The sequence below is a fragment of the Pseudomonas sp. P4_B4 genome (assembly GCF_056402255.1).
The window spans coordinates 127006-145669 of the sequence record NZ_JBFUHS010000009.1 but is presented as its reverse complement, the minus strand read 5'-3'; the positions used below and the strand labels follow the sequence as shown (position 1 = coordinate 145669).

The following is an 18664-nucleotide window of genomic DNA, read 5'->3' as shown; positions in this document are numbered from 1 at the left end:
GGACAGTGGTTTAGCTGAATGCGCGCAGAGAATACATTTTTCAAATTATAATGCAAATGATAGTAATTCCTACTTGTAGTATGGAGAACTCCTTTTCAGAGGCTGGCCAGGGGTTTGCTCAAGACCATGTAGCGCTCGCCCACCTTCCGCGCATACTCCTCCAACACCTGCTGACACAAGGCCACAATCTCCTCGACCCACTCAACGCCCACCCGCCACGACACCACCACCTGCAAGTTCGGTGGTCGTTGATCGATGTCCAGCAAGGTCAATTCACCGCGCGCCAGTTCCTCGGCCACCAGCACCGGCGGCAATGCGCCGATGCCAAAGCCGTCGCGCAGCAGCCGGGTAATCGCCGACACCGAGTTCACGCAGTTCAGACGTGGCGCCGTCACGCCATTGGCCTGCATCAGCGCCAGCACTTCCTGATGCGGGTGAGAGTTTTTCGAGTAGGTAATGATCCGCTCTTTCGCCAGATCGGCGACGCCTGAATACTCACGGTTGTACAGGGAATTGCTGGCGACAATCCAGCCCATGGGGTGGCTGGCCAGTTCCAGGCTGCGCACGCTTTCCTGGCGCAGCAGGTCGGTTTGCAGGATCACGTCGAGAAAGCCTTTTTGCAGCTGATCGCAGAGGTTGAGCGAGGTATCAGCCACCAGTTCGATTTCCACCAGCGGGTAGTGATCGGTCATCTGCGCCACCAACGGGCTGAGCCAGGTGTGGATTACCGTGTCCATCACGCCGATGCGCACCCGTCCGGCCTTGCTCGAACGGCTCTCGATCGACTGCTTGAGTGCCTGCATGGTGTCCATCATCTGCTCGGCGTAATCGAGCACTTTCAGGCCTTCGGGCGTCAGGCTCACGCCGCGCGAATCCCGCAGAAACAGCTTTACTCCGAGCTCGCCTTCAAGCACTGCAATTCGGCTGGAAATCGACGCCTGGGTGGTGAAGAGCTTGTCGGCGGTCAGGCGAAAACTCTTGAGTCGGGCGACCCAGACGAAGGTCTCGAGAAACTTCAGGTTCATGGGATAAAGATTTCTTATGTCTAAGGCGGGTTTTTATTAGTTGGACGCAGCAGGGGCGCGCGTCCAAAAATCGACGCATCCGGTTCCCACGATAGGCGTCGTCGGGGCTCAGAACAATACCAATAAAATCAGCGCGGAGATTTGCCATGAGTGCGCCCGACACCACCTCCATTGCGAAAGCCTCGGCCCGTCCGGGACCTTTCGACTGGTATCGCAACATCAATCAGCAGGAACGCCGCACCTTCTGGAGCTGCAAGATCGGCTATGGCCTGGACGGCATGGACACCCAGATGCTCAGCTTCGTGGTGCCGACCCTGATTGCCATGTGGGGCATCACCACCGGCCAGGCCGGGCTGATTCACACCAGCACGCTGATCGCTTCGGCCATCGGTGGTTGGGTGGCGGGGATTCTGTCCGACCGTATTGGTCGTGTGCGCACGCTGCAACTGACCGTGCTGTGGTTTGCCTTCTTCACCTTCCTCTGCGGCTTTGCCCAGAGCTACGAGCAACTGCTGATTGCCCGCACGTTGATGGGCTTCGGTTTCGGCGGCGAGTGGACGGCCGGCGCGGTGCTGATCGGCGAGGTGATTCGTGCCCAGGACCGTGGCAAGGCTGTTGGCATGGTGCAATCCGGCTGGGCGCTGGGTTGGGGGCTGACGGCGATTCTGTATGCGCTGCTGTTCTCGGTGTTGCCACCGGAAGACGCCTGGCGCGCGTTGTTCATCCTCGGCATCGTGCCAGCGATTTTCGTGATATTCGTCCGCCGTCTGGTCAAGGACCCGGAAATCTATCGTGAAGCCAAAGCCAAACAGGAACCGAGCAATCCGTCGAAGTTCTACGAGATCTTCGCCCCCGGCATGCTCTTCACCACGATACGCGCTTCGTTGCTGACTACCGGCGCGCTGGGCGGCTACTACGCGATCACGTCCTGGCTACCGACGTTTCTGAAAAACGAGCGCGGTCTGAGCGTACTCAATACCAGCGGTTATCTGGCGATGGTGATCATCGGGTCCTACGTGGGTTATGTCATCAGCGCCTATTTGACCGACATCCTCGGACGTAAAAAGAACTTCATCCTGTTCGCCGTGGGCTCGTTCACCATTGTGTTGCTGTACACCCAACTGCAGGTCAGCAACGGCGTGATGCTGTGGCTGGGCTTTCCGCTGGGCTTCTTCGCCTCGGGGATTTTCAGTGGAATGGGCGCATTCCTGACCGAGTTGTTCCCTACACGCATTCGCGGTTCGGGCCAGGGTTTTTGCTACAACATCGGCCGGGCGCTGGCGGCGTTGTTCCCGCTGCTGATCGGCCTGCTCAGCCAGACCGTGCCGCTGAGTGTAGGCATCGGTGCCTTTGCGGCGGTTTCCTACGGCGTGGTGATCCTCGCGGCCCTGAGCCTGCCGGAAACCCGTGGCAAGCAACTCGACGCCCAGTAACTGATAATCTGCGGGGCTGTCTTATAGATATGTCCCGCAGCTAAAAAGAAAAAAGCCTACAGGAGTGTTCAGCGTGAGCCGCCTGCTATTGAACTGCGACATCGGCGAGAGTTTCGGCAGCTGGACCATGGGTCTGGACGCGGAAATCATGCCCTACATCGATTGCGCCAACATCGCCTGCGGTTTTCACGCCGGTGACCCGAGCATCATGCGCAAGACCGTCAGCCTGGCCCTCAGCCACGGTGTGCAAGTTGGCGCGCATCCGGCCTATCAGGACCTGGTGGGATTCGGCCGCCGCTCCATGGCCTATGCCACCCAGGAACTTCAAGACATTCTGCATTACCAGATCGGCGCCCTCGACGGCATCTGCCGGGCCCAGGGTGGGCGAGTCAGTTACGTCAAACCCCATGGTGCGATGTACAACGACATGATGGCCAACCCGGCGCAACTGCGCGCTGTGCTGCAAGCGGTAGCGTCCTATGACCGAAATCTGCCATTGATGTTGATGGCCACCCGCGACAACAGCGCCGCCCAACAACTGGGCGATGAATACGGTGTGATCCTGTGGTTCGAGGCCTTTGCCGATCGTGCTTATGACAGCGCCGGCAGGCTGGTGTCGCGACAGCTGCCGGGAGCGGTGCATCACGACCCGGAAACAATCATCGAACAGGCGCTGACCATCGCCCGTGGCGATCCGCTCACCGCCAGTGACGGCAGTGCCCTGCATTTGCAGGCCAACACCCTCTGCGTGCACGGCGACAACGCCAGTTCGGTCGCTGCTGTGCAACGCATCCGTGAAGCCTTGAACCGGCAGAGCGCGTCATGAAGCTGCGGGTGGAAGTGGTGGCGCTGGATTGCCTGATGGTGCGCCTGTTCGATGAAATTGCCGAAACCAACATGCCGTGGATGCTGGCGGCCAGTGAAAGTCTGCGCACGGCATTCGCCGGGCATCTGATCGATCTGGTGCCGTCCTACACCACCTTGATGGTGCATTACGACTTGACCGCGCTGAGTCCCGCCCAGGCCCGGGAGTTGATTGCCCAGGCACTGATCGATCTGTCGCCCAATGCGCGTACGCGCGGCACCTGTCATGTGTTGCCGGTGTGGTACGACTTGAGCGTCGGTCCGGAGCTGAGCCTGTTGTCGCAGCGCAGCGGATTGGCGGTGGAGGAGGTGATCCGTCGTCACTGCGAGCGTGAATATCAGGTGTTTGCCCTGGGTTTTGCACCGGGCTTCGCTTTCATGGGGCTGGTAGAAGAGGTGCTCGCCGCGCCGCGTCTGAACACGCCACGCAAGAAAGTCGCGGCCGGCAGTGTCGGTATCGCCGAACGGCAGACGGCGGCCTACCCGGTGGTGTCGCCGGGGGGCTGGAACCTGATTGGCCGCACGCCGGCCAAATTGTTCGATCGCCACCGTGACGGCTACAGCCTGATGCAACCCGGTGACACCGTACGGTTCGAAGCGGTCGGCCATGCCGAATTCATTAGCCTGGGCGGTGACGATACGCCACTGGAGGCCCAGGCATGAGCCGTCTGATGATTGAAGCGAGTACGCCGCTGTGCCTGTTGCAGGATGCCGGTCGATTCGGCGTACGGCATCTGGGCGTGACCCAGGGCGGAGCCGCCGATTGGCGTTCGATGGCTTGGGCCAACTGGCTGTTGGGCAACGGGCTGGATGCGCCGGTAATCGAAATCACCCTCGGCGGATTCACCGTCGTTGCCGAGGATGATTGCGTGCTGGCCTTGGCCGGAGCGGATCTTGGTGCGCAGGTGGACGGCGAAGCGCTGGCGCCATGGCGCAGTTTCAGGCTGCACAAAGGCCAGCGTCTGCAATTCACCCGGCCGTTGCTCGGTGCCCGGGCCTATCTGGCGGCGCCGGGTGGGTTTGATGCACCGAAAGTGCTGGGCAGCAGCGCGACGGTGGTCCGCGAGGAACTTGGTGGCCTGGACGGAATGGGCCATGCGCTGGGTAAAGGCGCGTCATTGAGCTACTCGGGGAACTCGCTGGTATTGCTGCGGGAGTTGCCGAACGAATACGTGCCGGATTTCACCGGCGAGCCATTGCTGGATCTGGTGCTTGGTGCGCAGATCGGCGAGTTCAGCGGGCAGAGCCTGTTCGATGCGTTCAACAGCGTGTGGAGCCTCGACAGCCGAGCCGACCGGATGGGCATTCGCCTGTTGGGTACGGCGCTGCAGTACCAGGGCAAACCGATGATTTCCGAAGGTATACCGTTGGGTGCGGTCCAGGTGCCGCCCGACGGGCAGCCGATTGTGTTGCTCAATGATCGGCAGACCATTGGTGGTTATCCGCGTCTGGGAGCGTTGACGCCGTTGGCGCTGGCGCGATTGGCGCAATGCTTGCCGGGGGCGCGGGTGCGGTTGCGGCCGGTGGTGCAGGATGTGGCGCACCGCGAGCAAGTCCAGTATTTACGTAGTCTTACAGACCGCTAAAAGCTTCGTCGGATCGCCGCCCGGAGCAAGCCCGCTCCCACATTGGTTTTGTGTGCGACACAGATCCAATGTGGGAGCGGGCTTGCTCGCGAAGAGGCCTTCACAGGCGACGAATTTTTACTTGGAAAGAAACCGCATCCCTTCCTCCAGCCCGCGAAGGGTCAGCGGATACATCTGGTCCTCGATCAAATCCCGCACAATGTTGGTCGAAGAGGTATAGCCCCAGGTGTCCTTCGGATACGGGTTGATCCAGATGAGCTTCTTGTACTTCTCCTTGAAACGCTGCATCCACACGTAACCGGCTTCTTCGTTCCAGTGCTCGACGCTGCCGCCCGCCTGGGTGATTTCGTAGGGTGCCATGGCGGCGTCGCCGATGAAGATCACTTTGTAGTCGGCACCGTACTTGTGCAGCAGGTCCATGGTCGAGGTGCGCTCGGAGGTGCGGCGCATGTTGTTCTTCCACACCGATTCATAAATGAAGTTGTGGAAGTAGAAGTACTCCAGATGCTTGAACTCGGTCTTGCAGGCCGAGAACAACTCTTCGCAGATCTTCACGTGCGCATCCATCGAACCGCCGATATCAAACAGCAGCAACAGCTTGACGGTGTTGCGCCGCTCCGGCCGCATCTGGATGTTCAGCAGGCCGGCATCCTTGGCGGTGTGGTCGATGGTGCCATCGATGTCCAGTTCCTCCGCTGCCCCCTGACGGGCAAACTTGCGCAGGCGGCGCAGGGCGACCTTGATGTTGCGGGTGCCCAGCTCGACCGAATCGTCGAGGTTCTTGTATTCGCGCTGGTCCCAGACCTTGGCCGCCTTGCCCTGGCGCTTTCCGGCATCGCCGACCCGAATGCCTTCCGGGTTGAAGCCGCCGGAACCGAACGGGCTGGTGCCCCCAGTGCCGATCCACTTGTTGCCACCGGCGTGGCGTTCCTTCTGTTCCTCGAGGCGTTTCTTGAACTCTTCGATCAGCTTGTCCAGGCCGCCGAGGGACTGGATCGCCGCCCGCTCTTCATCGGTCAGCGAGCGTTCGAACTCCTTGCGCAGCCAGTCTTCGGGAATCAGCGCCTGCAGGTGGTCGTCGAGTTTTTCCAGGCCGTTGAAGTAGGCACCGAACGCCCGGTCGAACTTGTCGAAATGCCGCTCGTCCTTCACCAGGATCGCCCGGGACAGGTAATAGAACTCGTCCATGTCGGCGAAGGTCACGCGCTGTTTCAGCGCGTTGATCAGGTCCAGCAGCTCACGCACCGAGACCGGCACCTTGGCTGCGCGCATTTCATTGAACAGGTTGAGCAGCATGGCATCAGCCTCTTAGCGGGTGCCGCGACGGCTCATGAACGCCAGACGCTCCAGCAGTTGCACGTCCTGTTCGTTCTTTACCAAAGCACCGGCCAGCGGCGGAATGGCCTTGGTCGGATCGCGCTCGCGCAGCACCGCTTCGCCGATGTTGTCGGCCATCAGCAGTTTCAGCCAGTCCACCAGTTCGGAGGTCGAAGGCTTCTTTTTCAGGCCCGGCACCTTGCGCACGTCGAAGAACACGTCCAGCGCTTCGCTGACCAGGTCTTTCTTGATGTCCGGGTAATGCACGTCGACGATCCGCTGCATCGTGACACGGTCCGGGAAGGCGATGTAGTGGAAGAAGCAGCGGCGCAGGAAGGCGTCCGGCAGCTCTTTCTCGTTGTTGGAGGTAATGATGATGATCGGGCGCTTCTTGGCCTTGATGGTCTCGTCGATTTCGTAAACGTAGAACTCCATTTTGTCGAGTTCTTGCAGCAGGTCGTTGGGGAATTCGATGTCGGCCTTGTCGATTTCGTCGATCAGCAGGATGACCCGCTCTTCGGACTCGAAAGCTTCCCAGAGCTTGCCCTTTTTCAGGTAGTTGCGAACGTCGTGAACCTTTTCCGTGCCCAGTTGCGAGTCGCGCAGGCGGCTGACCGCGTCGTACTCGTACAGGCCTTGGTGGGCCTTGGTGGTGGACTTGATGTGCCAGGTGATCAGCTTGGCGCCAAAGGATTCGGCCAGTTGCTCGGCGAGCATGGTCTTGCCGGTGCCCGGTTCGCCCTTGACCAGCAACGGCCGCTCCAGGGTGATGGCGGCGTTGACCGCCAGCTTCAGGTCATCGGTGGCGACGTAGGCCTGGGTGCCTTCGAACTTCATCTGCTAATCCTCGAACGGTAACGCCGACCTGTACGAGGCAGGGCGGGGGGGCAATAAAAGAGTCAGCCCCGACTATAACGCGGTGCCCGGTCGACTGTGAACGCAGACGGCTTATTCAGTCTCTGAATGGGGCGTCACATCTTGACTCAGTCTCGGCTGCTGGCCAGTATTGAGCTATCGCCATTTTGGCGATAGCTTGCCGGGCATGTCTACTAAATACCGATTTCGAGATACGTATCGCATTCAGTTGCGAGAGAAGGATCATCCACCGCCCCATGTTCATCTGACCGGTGGCGGGCTGGATGTAATGCTTAGCCTGGAAACCGTCGAAGTGATGGTAGGCAAGGCACCGCCGCTGATTATCAAGGAGGCGCTGGAATGGGTCAGGGCTCATCAGGCGCAATTGCTGGAGGATTGGAAACGATGCTACCCATGAAACGACCACGGCTGCTGGCCGTACAGGCACTACCGGAATATCGCCTGCAGCTGACCTTTATTGACGGTCAGCAACTGACTCTGGATCTGAGTCGTGACCTGCTGACCTTTCCGGGCTTGCAGCCATTGCAGGGACGCGCGTTCGATGGCGCGGCTCTAGGTGATGATGGCTGGTGCGTCGAGTGGTCTGAGCAGGACATCCAGATTGGTGCAGACACGTTGTACCTGGATGCGATCGCACAAAATGCCTCCGACGAAAATACCCGGATCTTCATCGACTGGCGCGCTCGCACCGGGCTGACACTCACGCAGGCCGCCGAGGCGCTGGGGGTCAGTACCCGCAGCATCAGTCGTTACAGCGGTGGCAGGGAAGCGGTGCCCCGGTCTTTGGCATTGGCCTGCCTGGGCTGGGACTACTTGCAGTTGCAAGCGAACGTTCCACGGGCGGCCGAAGAAACAGGCCGCTACACCGTCACTCGTAAAAGTTAACCGGCTTGCGGCTTGGCAAGGCGATGTGTGGAGTTATCAGCAGCACAATCAGGCCGATGAGGGTCCGCAGGGGCCAACTGTATCGACGTTTCATGGTGGCAAATCTCTGACGATCCAAAGCCATTGACTGCACTGATAAGCGGACGTTCGACCCGACTGGACGCCTGCGGGCAAGAGGCTTACCTTGATGCCCTATTTCAATGCTGTCGTTAAGGACCCAGCCATGAGCCGCATTTTCGCTGACAACGCCCACTCCATCGGCAACACGCCGCTGGTGCAGATCAATCGCATTGCGCCGCGTGGTGTGACCATCCTGGCCAAGATCGAAGGGCGCAACCCCGGTTACTCGGTCAAGTGCCGGATCGGCGCGAACATGATCTGGGATGCCGAGGGCAGCGGCAAACTCAAGCCGGGCATGACCATCGTCGAACCCACCTCCGGCAATACTGGCATCGGCCTGGCCTTCGTGGCCGCCGCCCGTGGCTACAAACTGATGCTGACCATGCCGGCGTCCATGAGTATCGAACGCCGCAAGGTGCTCAAGGCACTGGGTGCCGAACTGGTGTTGACCGAGCCGGCCAAAGGCATGAAAGGCGCTATCGAGAAAGCCGGTGAAATCGTTGCCGGCGACCCGTCTAAGTACTTCATGCCGGCGCAATTCGACAACCCGGCCAACCCGGCCATCCACGAAAAAACCACCGGCCCGGAAATCTGGAACGATACCGACGGCGCGGTCGACGTGCTGGTGGCAGGCGTCGGAACCGGTGGAACCATCACCGGGGTTTCACGGTATATCAAGAATACCCAGGGCAAGCCGATACTTTCGGTAGCGGTGGAGCCGGCGGTGTCGCCGGTGATCACCCAGGCCCTGGCCGGTGAAGAAATCAAGCCGAGCCCGCACAAGATCCAGGGCATCGGTGCCGGTTTTGTGCCGAAGAACCTCGATTTGTCGATCGTCGATCGAGTGGAGTTGGTCAGTGACGAAGAGTCCAAGGCCATGGCCTTGCGCTTGATGCAGGAAGAAGGAATTTTGTGCGGGATTTCCTGCGGCGCCGCCATGGCAGTGGCCGTTCGGCTGGCCGAGACCCCGGAAATGCAGGGCAAGACCATCGTCGTGATCCTGCCGGATTCCGGTGAACGTTATCTGTCGAGCATGCTGTTCAGTGATCTGTTTACCGAACAGGAGAATCAGCAGTAAGCATTAAACCATTGGCGGATCGTGGCTGGCGGTGATGGCTGAGGCGTTGTCGCGGGTTGCGATCTATTGATGTGGTCTGGTTGATGATGGATTTGCATCAGCCAGCGTTCAGGCGCCTTATGTTAAGAAATACTTTGTTGCACATTCATTAACATTGAATGTTAAAAAGTGCAGGTTTTTCACCGGGTCGGTAGTGTTTATCATGCTGGCAGCCATGTCGGGCAATGGACTTGGCGCAGTGTCGTTTATCTTCAAAGGAGTTGTTGATGACCTTATCGTTTGCCGCGAAGGCCTCGTTGTTGCTGCTGTTTCTCGGCAGCACCCTCTATGTGCATTTACGCGGTAAGGCGCGCTTGCCGGTTTTGCGCCAGTTCGTGAACCATTCGGCACTGTTCGCACCCTATAACGCCTTGATGTACCTGTTTTCCGGTGTGCCTTCGAAACCGTATCTGGATCGCAGCAAGTTCCCTGAACTGGATGTGCTCAAGGACAACTGGGAGGTAATTCGCGACGAAGCGATGCACTTGTTCGACGAGGGGTATATCCGCGCAGCGGCAAAGAACAACGACGCCGGTTTTGGCTCGTTCTTCAAGAAGGGCTGGAAGCGTTTCTATCTCAAGTGGTATGACGAACCGCTGCCTTCCGCCGAAGCCTTGTGCCCGAAAACCGTGGAACTTGTCAGCAGCATTCCCAACGTCAAAGGCGCCATGTTCGCGCTGCTGCCAGGCGGCAGCCACCTCAACCCGCATCGCGATCCGTTTGCCGGTTCCCTGCGTTATCACTTGGGCCTGTCCACCCCCAATTCCGATGATTGCCGCATCTTTGTCGACGGTCAGGTGTACGCCTGGCGCGATGGTGAGGACGTGATGTTCGACGAAACCTACGTGCACTGGGTCAAGAATGAAACGCAAAAGACCCGTGTCATCCTGTTCTGCGATATCGAGCGTCCACTGAGCAATCGCTTCATGACCCGCATCAATCGCAGTATCAGCGCCTGGCTGGGTCGCGCCACCGCCCCTCAGAACCTGGACGACGAGCGTGTGGGCGGGATCAACCGGGCCTATGCCTGGAGCAAGAACTCCAGCGATAAATTCAGTGGCGTGGTCAAGCAATGGAAGCGGCGCAATCCCAAGGCCTATCGGGTACTGCGCCCGGTACTGGCGGTGGTGGTGCTGACGTTACTGGGGTATTGGTTGTTTGGCTGAAGCCGGATACAGAACAGAAAAACCGCTCGTTGCGAGCGGTTTTTTTATTTCCGGGGAGTCCCGGGCAACCCCTCCAACCGCACAATGCTGATTCTGTGTCAGCTGTCATTACTGGCCTTTTGGCCGAGTCGTTGCAATCCATGTCAAACGCTGGTTATAGTCGGCGCACGGTGAGTTTTGGACTCACCTTTTTATCCCTCGAGCAAAGATCAGCCCAATGCCTGCATCCCTCATCAACGCGGTAGTCGATTCAGCGGTCAACGCTGGTGTCGTGCTGTGCGGGAATCAGCAGCCCGGGCAGATCAGTCATTACCCCCCACCTGTCAGTAGCACGTCGGTGTGCGCAGTCGCATCACCGCCAGGCGTTGGCATTTCGGGCTGATCAGCTGCCTTCTGCTGTTCCCCATGCCTGCCTGAAAAACTACTGGATTTCAGCTTTTTGCTGAGTTGGCTTTTTGCCTGACTACAGGTGGTATTCATGTTTGTCCTTTCGAAAAAGTCCGCGCTCGCGGCGGCGTCCACGAGCCTGTTCGTTCTGCTGTGGAGCAGCGGGGCGATTTTCTCCAAATGGGGGCTGGCTCACGCGTCGCCCTTTGCCTTCCTGATGTTTCGTTTCGTCATCGCCCTATGCGGCCTGGTGTTGCTGGTGCCGTTGCTCAAGCTGAAGTTGCCCAAGGGCGGCAAACCGATGCTGTATGCGATGGCCACCGGTGTGGTGTTGTTGGGGGCTTATCAGATTTTCTATCTGCTGGCCCTGGACTTTAAAGTCACGCCCGGGGTGATGGCGACCATCATGGGCGTGCAGCCGATACTCACCGTGGTGGTGATGGAGCGCCAGCGTTCCTGGAGCCGAATGTTCGGTCTGGCCCTGGGGCTGACCGGGTTGATCATGGTGGTCTATCAGGGCATCGGTCTGGCCGGGATGTCGTTGGCTGGGATGCTGTACGGGTTGCTGGCGCTGGCGAGCATGACGTTCGGTTCGATCATGCAGAAACGCATCACCGACAATCCCCTCGGCACATTGCCGGTGCAGTATCTGGCCGGACTGCTGTTGTGCGGGATTTTCGTACCCTTCCAGCCGTTTCACTTCGAGCACAACAGCGGTTTCATCTTGCCGGTACTATGGATGGGGCTGGTGGTATCGGTGCTGGCGACGCTGTTGCTGTACCGCTTGATCGCCCGGGGCAATCTGGTGAATGTCACCAGCCTGTTTTACCTGGTGCCGGCGGTAACGTCGGTGATGGACTATCTGATCTTCGGCAATCGCCTGGCGATGTTGAGCCTGTTCGGCATGCTGTTGATCATCCTTGGTCTGGTATTCGTCTTCCGTAAAACCGCGTAATTGCGAGGAAACCCGATAAGGCCTGGAGCAATGCTCCGGGTCTTTGTGATTTTTGGCGTCATCCGCAACGCAACAATGCTACCGGTCAGCCACCAAGCCCGGCTTCAACACCAACCACAACGCCAGCGAAATCAACAACCCGCCATAGATATGCGCCATCGACAGCGGCTCATCGAGAAACATCGCCCCCCACAGCACCCCGAACGGCGGGATCATGAAGGTCACGGTCGACGACTTTACCGGGCCGATCGAACTGAGCAACCGGAAGTAAATGATGTAGGCAAACGCAGTACACGCCAGCCCCAATCCCAGCAGCGACAACCAGACCTTCCATCCCCCCCAACTCGCCGGTGGCTGGCTGATCACGCTGTAGCCGAACAACGGCAACATGAACAGGGTCGCTCCGAGCATGCTGCCCAGCGCTGACAGGCGACTGTCGAGCCCACCGGCCTGATCGAGCCAGCGTCGGGCGAGAAATCCGGCGAAACCGTAGCAGGTGGTAGCGAGCAGGCAGGCGAGGGCGCCCATCAGCAGTTGCATGTCGAACGCCACCGGACCGGCGCGGGTCAGGACGCCGACGCCAAGCAACCCGAGGAAAACCCCGCCGAGCTTGGCGGCGCTGAGTCTTTCATGGAAGAACAAGCCGCCGATCAGCACGCCCATCAGCGGCGTGGTGGCGTTGAAGATCGCCGAGTAACCGGCCGGCAAGACTTGCGCCGCGACCGAGTAGAGCGTCGCCGGGATGCCGGAGTTGATCACCCCGAGCAGCATCACGGTCTTGAGTTTTCCCTTGAAATCCCAACTGATGCGCATCAGGCCGAGAATTACCAGCAGCCCGACAGCGGCAATCGACACGCGGAAAAACGCCGTGGGAATCGTGCCGATCACCGGGGCGATGATGCGCATGAACAGAAAACTCGCACCCCAAATGGCCGCCAGTGACAGTAAACGGAAAATATCGACGGGGTTCACAGCGCGGTCCTTCCTTGGGGGAGGGGCGAAAGTGTTGCTGAGTGTGTGATCGATGGCAACCGAAAACCGGGCATTTAATTCGTCCGGAAAATTACGCTTCTCCTGCCCCCGGTTCACTGGCTAAGCTCAAGCCTCCCGAATTCCCGCAGAGGTCTCACCATGCCGCAGCAATGGCCAGCCGCCGACATCGCCCGCTTGATCCTCGATGGCTTTGACGATTACCGCGAGCATTTTCGCCAGATCACCGACGGCGCCCGGGCTCGCTTCGAACAGGCCCGGTGGCAAGAGACGCAGTCGGCGTCGGCGGCGCGGATCAATCTGTACGAAGACAAGGTCGGTGAAACGGTGGCGCGACTGCGCACCGCGTTTGACACCGACACCCTGGACGTCAGCTGCTGGCCGCTGGTCAAAAGCGCCTACATCAGCCTGATCGACCTGCGCTTCGACGATGAACTGTCCGAGACCTGGTACAACTCGATCTTCTGCGGGCTGTTCAGCCATGACCTGATCAGCGACGGCTGCATGTTCATCCACACCACCCGGCCGAGCCTGCGCCGTGCCCGGGCCGCGCAAACCCGCACCTACAAGCCGCAAGGCCAATTGTCGGCGATGCTCGCCAGCATCTTCGCCGACTACCGCTTCAGCGAGGATTACGCCGACCTGTCCGGTGACCTGAAGCGCCTCGAAGCGCAGTTGCGCGAGAACCTGCCGGATTGGGTGTGCAAGGACCCGGAGCTGAGCGTCGAGCTGTTTTCCTCGGTGCTGTACCGCAATAAAGGCGCGTACCTGGTGGGGCGCATCTACACCACCGACGAGCAATGGCCGCTGGCAATTCCCTTGCTGCACCTGGAAGGTCGCGGCATCCAGATCGATGCGCTGATCACCGATGAGGCGGACGTGTCGATCATCTTCTCGTTCACCCGTTCGTACTTCATGGTGGATGTGCCGGTGCCGGCGGAGTTCATCGGCTTCCTGCGGCGTATCCTGCCGGGCAAGCACATTGCCGAGCTGTACACCTCGATTGGCTTCTACAAGCACGGCAAGTCGGAGTTCTACCGGGCGCTGATCAATCACCTGGCCAACACCGACGACCAGTTCATCATGGCCCCCGGCGTGCGCGGCATGGTGATGAGCGTGTTCACCCTGCCGGGTTTCAACACCGTGTTCAAAATCATCAAGGACCGTTTCTCACCGTCGAAAAACGTCGACCGCGCCACGGTGATCGAAAAGTACCGCCTGGTGAAAAGCGTCGACCGCGTCGGGCGCATGGCCGATACCCAGGAGTTCGCCGATTTCCGTTTCCCGCTGAGCAAGTTCGATCCGGCGTGCCTGGAGGAATTGCTGGAAGTTGCGCCGTCCACGGTGTCGGTGGAAGGCGACACGGTGCTGATCCGCCACTGCTGGACCGAACGCCGCATGACTCCGCTGAACCTGTATCTGGAAAACGCCAACGAGGCGCAGGTGCGCGAGGCCCTGGAAGACTACGGGCTGGCGATCAAGCAACTGGCGGCGGCGAACATCTTTCCCGGCGACATGCTGCTGAAGAACTTCGGGGTGACCCGTCACGGTCGGGTGGTGTTCTACGACTACGACGAGATCTGCTTCCTCACCGAGGCCAACTTTCGCCATATCCCGCAACCCCGCACCCCGGAAGATGAAATGGCGTCCGAACCGTGGTACTCGATCGGACCACTGGACGTGTTCCCGGAAGAGTTTCCACCGTTCCTGTTTGCCGATTTCGGGCAACGCAAGTTGTTCGATCAGCTGCATGGCGAGTTGTACAACGCCGATTACTGGAAAAGCCTGCAGGAAGCGATCCGGGCGGGGAAGGTGATTGATGTGTTTCCGTATCGGCGTAAAGGGCTGGATAACGAATAGGAACAGTTGCAAGCGGCAAGCTACAAGCGGCAAGTTAGAAGCCGCTTTTAACTTGCGGCTTGTAGCTTGCCGCTTGAAGCTGCTTTTCTGCGACAATCCGCACCCTTGCGCCACTAGACGACTGAATTGCGTACCCGATGACCGACGAATCGCCCTCCATCGACAAACTGCTGAAAAACCTCGATCACGCCATGCTCGCCGACCGCCACCGGCTGCGGCGGCAGTTGCTTGAGCTGCGCAAGAAACCCGACGAGGCCAGACTGGGCCAGTGGGTGACGCGGATGCAGGCGTCCTGTGAGCAGGTGCTGGCGCGCAAGGCCAGCCTGCCGGTGATTCGTTACGACGACAGCCTGCCGATTGCCGCCAAACGCGACGAAATAAAAAAGGCGCTGGAAAAGCATCAGGTGCTGATCATCGCAGGTGAGACCGGCTCGGGTAAAACCACCCAGTTGCCGAAAATCTGCCTGGAAATCGGTCGCGGCCAGCATGGCCTGATCGGCCACACCCAGCCGCGCCGGATCGCTGCGCGCAGCGTCGCCAGCCGGGTCGCCGAAGAACTCGGCACGCCGCTGGGCGCGCTGGTCGGCTATCAGGTGCGTTTTGAAGATCAGAGCGATTCCAGCACCCTGATCAAGCTGATGACCGACGGCATCCTGCTGGCGGAAACACAGAACGACCGCTACCTGGAACGCTACGACACGATCATCGTCGACGAAGCCCACGAACGCAGTCTCAACATCGACTTCCTGCTCGGCTACCTGAAAACCCTGCTGCCGCGCCGTCCCGACCTGAAAGTCATCATCACCTCGGCGACCATCGACCTGGAGCGTTTCTCCAAGCACTTCGATGACGCGCCGATTGTCGAGGTGTCCGGCCGCACCTTCCCGGTGGACACCTGGTATCGTCCGCTAACACTTGAGCAGGACGAAGAGGGCAACCGCGTCGAGGACGACCTGACGGTGGATCAGGCGATCCTCGCCACCCTCGACGAAATCGCCGCCTATGAGCGCAGTGAACGCCGCAGTCCCGGTGACGTGCTGGTGTTCCTGCCCGGTGAGCGCGAGATTCGCGACGCCGCCGACATGCTGCGCAAAGCCCAGCTCAAACACACTGAAATCCTGCCGTTGTACGCGCGCTTGTCGCCGGCCGAGCAGCAGCGGATTTTCCAGTCGCACCCGGGCCGTCGCGTGGTACTGGCGACCAACGTCGCGGAAACCTCGCTGACCGTGCCGGGCATTCGCTATGTGATTGACAGCGGTACGGCGCGCATCAGCCGCTACAGCTACCGGGCCAAGGTCCAGCGTCTGCCGATTGAAGCCATTTCCCAGGCCAGCGCCAACCAGCGCAAGGGTCGATGCGGGCGGGTTGAGCCGGGCATCTGCGTGCGCCTGTACAGCGAAGAAGATTTCATCGGACGTCCGGAATTTACCGATCCGGAAATCCTGCGCACCAACCTCGCGGCGGTCATCTTGCAGATGCTGCATCTGCGTCTCGGCGAAGTCAGCGCGTTCCCGTTCATCGAGCCGCCTGACGGCAAAGCGATCAGCGACGGTTACAACCTGCTGCAGGAGCTCTCGGCGGTGGACCGCAACAGTCAGCTGACCCMTCTCGGTCGCCAACTTGCACGCTTGCCGGTGGACCCGCGAATGGGCCGCATGCTGCTCGAAGCGGCGAAGCTCGGCAGCTTGCAGGAAGTGCTGATCGTCGCCAGCGCCATGTCGATCCAGGACCCGCGCGAGCGTCCGCCGGAGCGTCAGCAAGCGGCGGATCAGGCCCACGCCCAGTGGAAAGACGCTGACTCGGACTTCGCCGGGCTGGTCAATCTGTGGCGCGGTTTCGAAGAGCAGCGCCAGGCGCTGACTGCCAGTCCGCTGCGTAACTGGTGCCGCAAGAATTTCCTCAATTACCTGCGCCTGCGCGAGTGGCGCGACTCCCATCGCCAGTTGAGCCTGATCTGCCGCGACATGCAGCTGAGCCTCAATAAAGAGCCGGCCGATTATCCGAAACTGCACAAAGCGGTGCTGGTGGGACTGCTGAGCCAGATCGGCCAGAAAACCGAAGACGGCGACTACCTCGGCGCGCGTCAGCGGCGGTTCTGGATTCATCCGTCGTCGGGCATCGGCAAGAAGCGCCCGCAATGGCTGATGACCGCCGAACTGGTGGAAACCACCAAGCTTTACGCGCGTATGGTCGCCAAGATCGATGCCGACTGGATCGAGCCGCTGGCCGGGCACCTGATCAAGAAAAACCACTTCGAGCCCCATTGGGAGAAGAAGCGCGGCCAGGTCGTGGCGTTCGAGCAGATCACCCTGTTCGGGCTGATCGTGGTCGGGCGCCGGCCGGTGCATTACGGCCCGGTCGACCCGGTGGTGTCCCGCGAATTGTTCATCCGTGAAGCGCTGGTGCGCGGCGAGATTCAGTCCAAGGCCAAGTGTTTGTCGGCCAACGCGCAGTTGCTGGAACAGCTCGACGAACTGGAAGCCAAGGCCCGTCGTCGCGACATCCTCGCCGACGAAGAAACCCTGTACGCCTTCTACGACGCACGGCTGCCGGCGGAGATCCACCAGACCGCGACCTTCGACAGCTGGTACCGGATCAACAGCCAGAAAGACCCGCAATTGCTGATCATGCGCGAAGAGGACGTGCTGGCCCGCGAAGCCAGTGAAGTCACCGCCCAGTATTACCCGGATACGCTGCACATCGGCGATCTGGAATTGGCCCTCAGCTACCACTTCGAACCGAATCACCCACGGGACGGCGTGACCCTGCGCGTGCCGGCACCGCTGTTGCCGATGTTGCCGCCGGAACGCCTGGAATGGCTGGTGCCGGGCGTCATCGAAGCCAAGTGCATTGCCCTGGTGCGCAACCTGCCCAAGGCCTTGCGCAAGAACTTCGTGCCAGTGCCGGACTTCGTCAAGGCGGCCTTGCAGCGCATGACCTTTGCCGAGGGCTCGCTGCCTCAGGCCTTGGGTCGCGAGCTGCTGCGCATGACCGGTGCGCGGGTCAGTGATGAAGCCTGGGCCGAGGCGGCGCAGCAGGTCGAAAGCCATTTGCGGATGAACCTGGAAATCGTCGACGCCCAGGGCAAGTTCCTCGGTGAGGGTCGCGATCTGGCCGAACTGACCGCACGTTTCGCCGAGGCCAGCCAGGCAGCATTGGCGGTGCCGCAAACCGCGAAGAGCCAGCAGCCGGTGGAGCCGAAAGTATTCGCCGCCGTGGCCGAGAAAACCCAGCAGAAGATCGCCGGGCTGTCGATGACGGTCTACCCGGCGCTGGTGGAGGAGACCGGGATGGTCAAGGAAGGGCGCTTCTCGACCCCGGCCGAGGCCGAGTTCCAGCATCGCCGTGCCCTGCAACGCTTGCTGATGCAGCAACTGGCCGAACCTGCCAAATTCCTCCGTGGCAAATTGCCGGGCCTGACCGAACTGGGCCTGCTGTACCGCGACATGGGGCGCGTCGATGCGTTGGTGGAAGACATTCTGCTGGCCAGCCTCGACAGCTGCATTCTTGAGGGCGAGGACCCGTTGCCGCGCGATGGTGCCGGATTGGCGTCGCTGGCGGAGCGCAAGCGTGGCGCCTGGACCGAGCACGCTGAGCGTGTGGCGAAGCTGACCCTGGAAATCCTCAAGCTTTGGCATGGCCTGCAAAAGCGCTTCAAGGGCAAGATTGATCTGGCGCAAGCCGTGGCCCTGAACGACATCAAGCAGCAGCTCAGCCACTTGGTCTATCCGGGGTTTGTCCGGGAAACGCCGATGCAGTGGCTCAAGGAGTTGCCGCGTTACCTCAAGGCGATCGAACAGCGCTTTGAAAAAATCGGTGCCCAGGTGCAGCGCGACCGGGTCTGGAGTGGCGAATTGAGCGGACTGTGGGCGCAATACCAGACCCGCGCCAACAAACATGCCCAGGAAGGCAAGCGCGATCCGCAACTGGAGTTGTATCGCTGGTGGCTGGAGGAATACCGGGTTTCGCTGTTTGCGCAGCAGTTGGGAACCAAGGTGCCGATCTCCGACAAGCGCCTGAACAAGCAGTGGTCGCAAGTCGAGCCGTAGGCCGGAGGCTGGTGCAATACCCTGTGGGAGCAAG

General features: G+C 60.2%; 15 protein-coding genes. 11 read left to right on the top strand and 4 right to left on the bottom strand.

Translation table 11 applies throughout. The annotated features are described in order from the left end of the window. Positions 1-95: 95 nt before the first annotated feature. Positions 96-1025, bottom strand: a complete 930-nt coding sequence (locus AC1DVE_RS12740; protein ID WP_477783959.1) for a LysR family transcriptional regulator — start codon at positions 1023-1025, stop codon at positions 96-98. Positions 1026-1171: 146 nt separating this feature from the next. On the opposite strand from AC1DVE_RS12740, the gene AC1DVE_RS12735 reads away from it, so the two are divergent. The 4 genes from AC1DVE_RS12735 to AC1DVE_RS12720 all read left to right on the top strand — a co-directional run bounded on the left by AC1DVE_RS12735 (position 1172) and on the right by AC1DVE_RS12720 (position 4908). Beyond that, complete coding sequence (locus AC1DVE_RS12735) at positions 1172-2458, top strand: MFS transporter (RefSeq protein WP_223536055.1); 1287 nt, start codon at positions 1172-1174, stop codon at positions 2456-2458. A gap of 73 nt (positions 2459-2531) precedes the next feature. After that, the gene (locus tag AC1DVE_RS12730) at positions 2532-3284 is read left to right on the top strand and encodes a 5-oxoprolinase subunit PxpA (RefSeq protein ID WP_223456380.1); all 753 of its coding nucleotides are present in this window, start codon (positions 2532-2534) and stop codon (positions 3282-3284) included. Then, entirely contained in the window at positions 3281-3985 is a 705-nt protein-coding gene (locus AC1DVE_RS12725; RefSeq protein ID WP_477783958.1) for a 5-oxoprolinase subunit B family protein, read from the top strand. Before AC1DVE_RS12730 ends, AC1DVE_RS12725 begins: the two co-directional genes overlap by 4 nt. After that, positions 3982-4908, top strand: a complete 927-nt coding sequence (locus AC1DVE_RS12720; RefSeq protein ID WP_223536053.1) for a 5-oxoprolinase subunit C family protein — start codon at positions 3982-3984, stop codon at positions 4906-4908. Before AC1DVE_RS12725 ends, AC1DVE_RS12720 begins: the two co-directional genes overlap by 4 nt. 117 nt (positions 4909-5025) lie before the next feature. Here AC1DVE_RS12720 and AC1DVE_RS12715 read toward each other — a convergent pair whose 3' ends face one another. Next, positions 5026-6204: a vWA domain-containing protein gene (locus tag AC1DVE_RS12715; protein ID WP_056721361.1), complete on the bottom strand. Its 1179-nt coding sequence runs from the start codon at positions 6202-6204 to the stop codon at positions 5026-5028. Between the two features lie 12 nt (positions 6205-6216). Then, the gene (locus AC1DVE_RS12710) at positions 6217-7062 is read right to left on the bottom strand and encodes an AAA family ATPase (protein ID WP_007984829.1); all 846 of its coding nucleotides are present in this window, start codon (positions 7060-7062) and stop codon (positions 6217-6219) included. Between the two features lie 205 nt (positions 7063-7267). Here AC1DVE_RS12710 and AC1DVE_RS12705 point away from each other — a divergent pair, with 205 nt between their 5' ends. The 5 genes from AC1DVE_RS12705 to AC1DVE_RS12685 all read left to right on the top strand — a co-directional run bounded on the left by AC1DVE_RS12705 (position 7268) and on the right by AC1DVE_RS12685 (position 11731). Then, positions 7268-7498 carry a DUF4160 domain-containing protein gene (locus AC1DVE_RS12705; protein ID WP_218432173.1) on the top strand — a complete coding sequence of 77 codons (231 nt, stop codon included), beginning with the start codon at positions 7268-7270 and terminating at the stop codon, positions 7496-7498. Then, positions 7486-7986, top strand: a complete 501-nt coding sequence (locus AC1DVE_RS12700) for a DUF2442 domain-containing protein (RefSeq protein ID WP_223456377.1) — start codon at positions 7486-7488, stop codon at positions 7984-7986. Before AC1DVE_RS12705 ends, AC1DVE_RS12700 begins: the two co-directional genes overlap by 13 nt. Positions 7987-8209: 223 nt before the next feature. Further along, positions 8210-9184: a cysteine synthase A gene (gene cysK, locus AC1DVE_RS12695; RefSeq protein ID WP_150724362.1), complete on the top strand. Its 975-nt coding sequence runs from the start codon at positions 8210-8212 to the stop codon at positions 9182-9184. A 266-nt stretch (positions 9185-9450) separates the two neighbouring features. Then, positions 9451-10389, top strand: coding sequence for an aspartyl/asparaginyl beta-hydroxylase domain-containing protein (locus AC1DVE_RS12690; RefSeq protein WP_223456376.1), 939 nt, complete (start codon positions 9451-9453; stop codon positions 10387-10389). 478 nt (positions 10390-10867) lie between these two features. Next, positions 10868-11731, top strand: a complete 864-nt coding sequence (locus tag AC1DVE_RS12685; protein WP_223456375.1) for a DMT family transporter — start codon at positions 10868-10870, stop codon at positions 11729-11731. A 78-nt stretch (positions 11732-11809) separates the two neighbouring features. Here AC1DVE_RS12685 and AC1DVE_RS12680 read toward each other — a convergent pair whose 3' ends face one another. Continuing rightward, the gene (locus AC1DVE_RS12680; RefSeq protein ID WP_223456374.1) at positions 11810-12703 is read right to left on the bottom strand and encodes a DMT family transporter; all 894 of its coding nucleotides are present in this window, start codon (positions 12701-12703) and stop codon (positions 11810-11812) included. Positions 12704-12862: 159 nt separating this feature from the next. On the opposite strand from AC1DVE_RS12680, the gene aceK reads away from it, so the two are divergent. Then, positions 12863-14581 carry a bifunctional isocitrate dehydrogenase kinase/phosphatase gene (gene aceK, locus AC1DVE_RS12675; RefSeq protein ID WP_223456373.1) on the top strand — a complete coding sequence of 573 codons (1719 nt, stop codon included), beginning with the start codon at positions 12863-12865 and terminating at the stop codon, positions 14579-14581. A gap of 137 nt (positions 14582-14718) precedes the next feature. After that, positions 14719-18630 (top strand): ATP-dependent RNA helicase HrpA, encoded by a 3912-nt coding sequence (hrpA, locus tag AC1DVE_RS12670; protein WP_477783957.1) that lies wholly within the window; start codon positions 14719-14721, stop codon positions 18628-18630. Positions 18631-18664: the final 34 nt, after the last annotated feature.

Coding starts and splice junctions, on each gene's coding strand:
- AC1DVE_RS12740 (WP_477783959.1), bottom strand. CDS start 1,025: ATGAACCTGAAGTTTCTCGAGACCTTCGTCTGGGTCGCCCGACTCAAG.
- AC1DVE_RS12735 (WP_223536055.1), top strand. CDS start 1,172: ATGAGTGCGCCCGACACCACCTCCATTGCGAAAGCCTCGGCCCGTCCG.
- AC1DVE_RS12725 (WP_477783958.1), top strand. CDS start 3,281: ATGAAGCTGCGGGTGGAAGTGGTGGCGCTGGATTGCCTGATGGTGCGC.
- AC1DVE_RS12720 (WP_223536053.1), top strand. CDS start 3,982: ATGAGCCGTCTGATGATTGAAGCGAGTACGCCGCTGTGCCTGTTGCAG.
- AC1DVE_RS12715 (WP_056721361.1), bottom strand. CDS start 6,204: ATGCTGCTCAACCTGTTCAATGAAATGCGCGCAGCCAAGGTGCCGGTC.
- AC1DVE_RS12710 (WP_007984829.1), bottom strand. CDS start 7,062: ATGAAGTTCGAAGGCACCCAGGCCTACGTCGCCACCGATGACCTGAAG.
- AC1DVE_RS12705 (WP_218432173.1), top strand. CDS start 7,268: ATGTCTACTAAATACCGATTTCGAGATACGTATCGCATTCAGTTGCGA.
- AC1DVE_RS12700 (WP_223456377.1), top strand. CDS start 7,486: ATGCTACCCATGAAACGACCACGGCTGCTGGCCGTACAGGCACTACCG.
- cysK (WP_150724362.1), top strand. CDS start 8,210: ATGAGCCGCATTTTCGCTGACAACGCCCACTCCATCGGCAACACGCCG.
- AC1DVE_RS12690 (WP_223456376.1), top strand. CDS start 9,451: ATGACCTTATCGTTTGCCGCGAAGGCCTCGTTGTTGCTGCTGTTTCTC.
- AC1DVE_RS12685 (WP_223456375.1), top strand. CDS start 10,868: ATGTTTGTCCTTTCGAAAAAGTCCGCGCTCGCGGCGGCGTCCACGAGC.
- aceK (WP_223456373.1), top strand. CDS start 12,863: ATGCCGCAGCAATGGCCAGCCGCCGACATCGCCCGCTTGATCCTCGAT.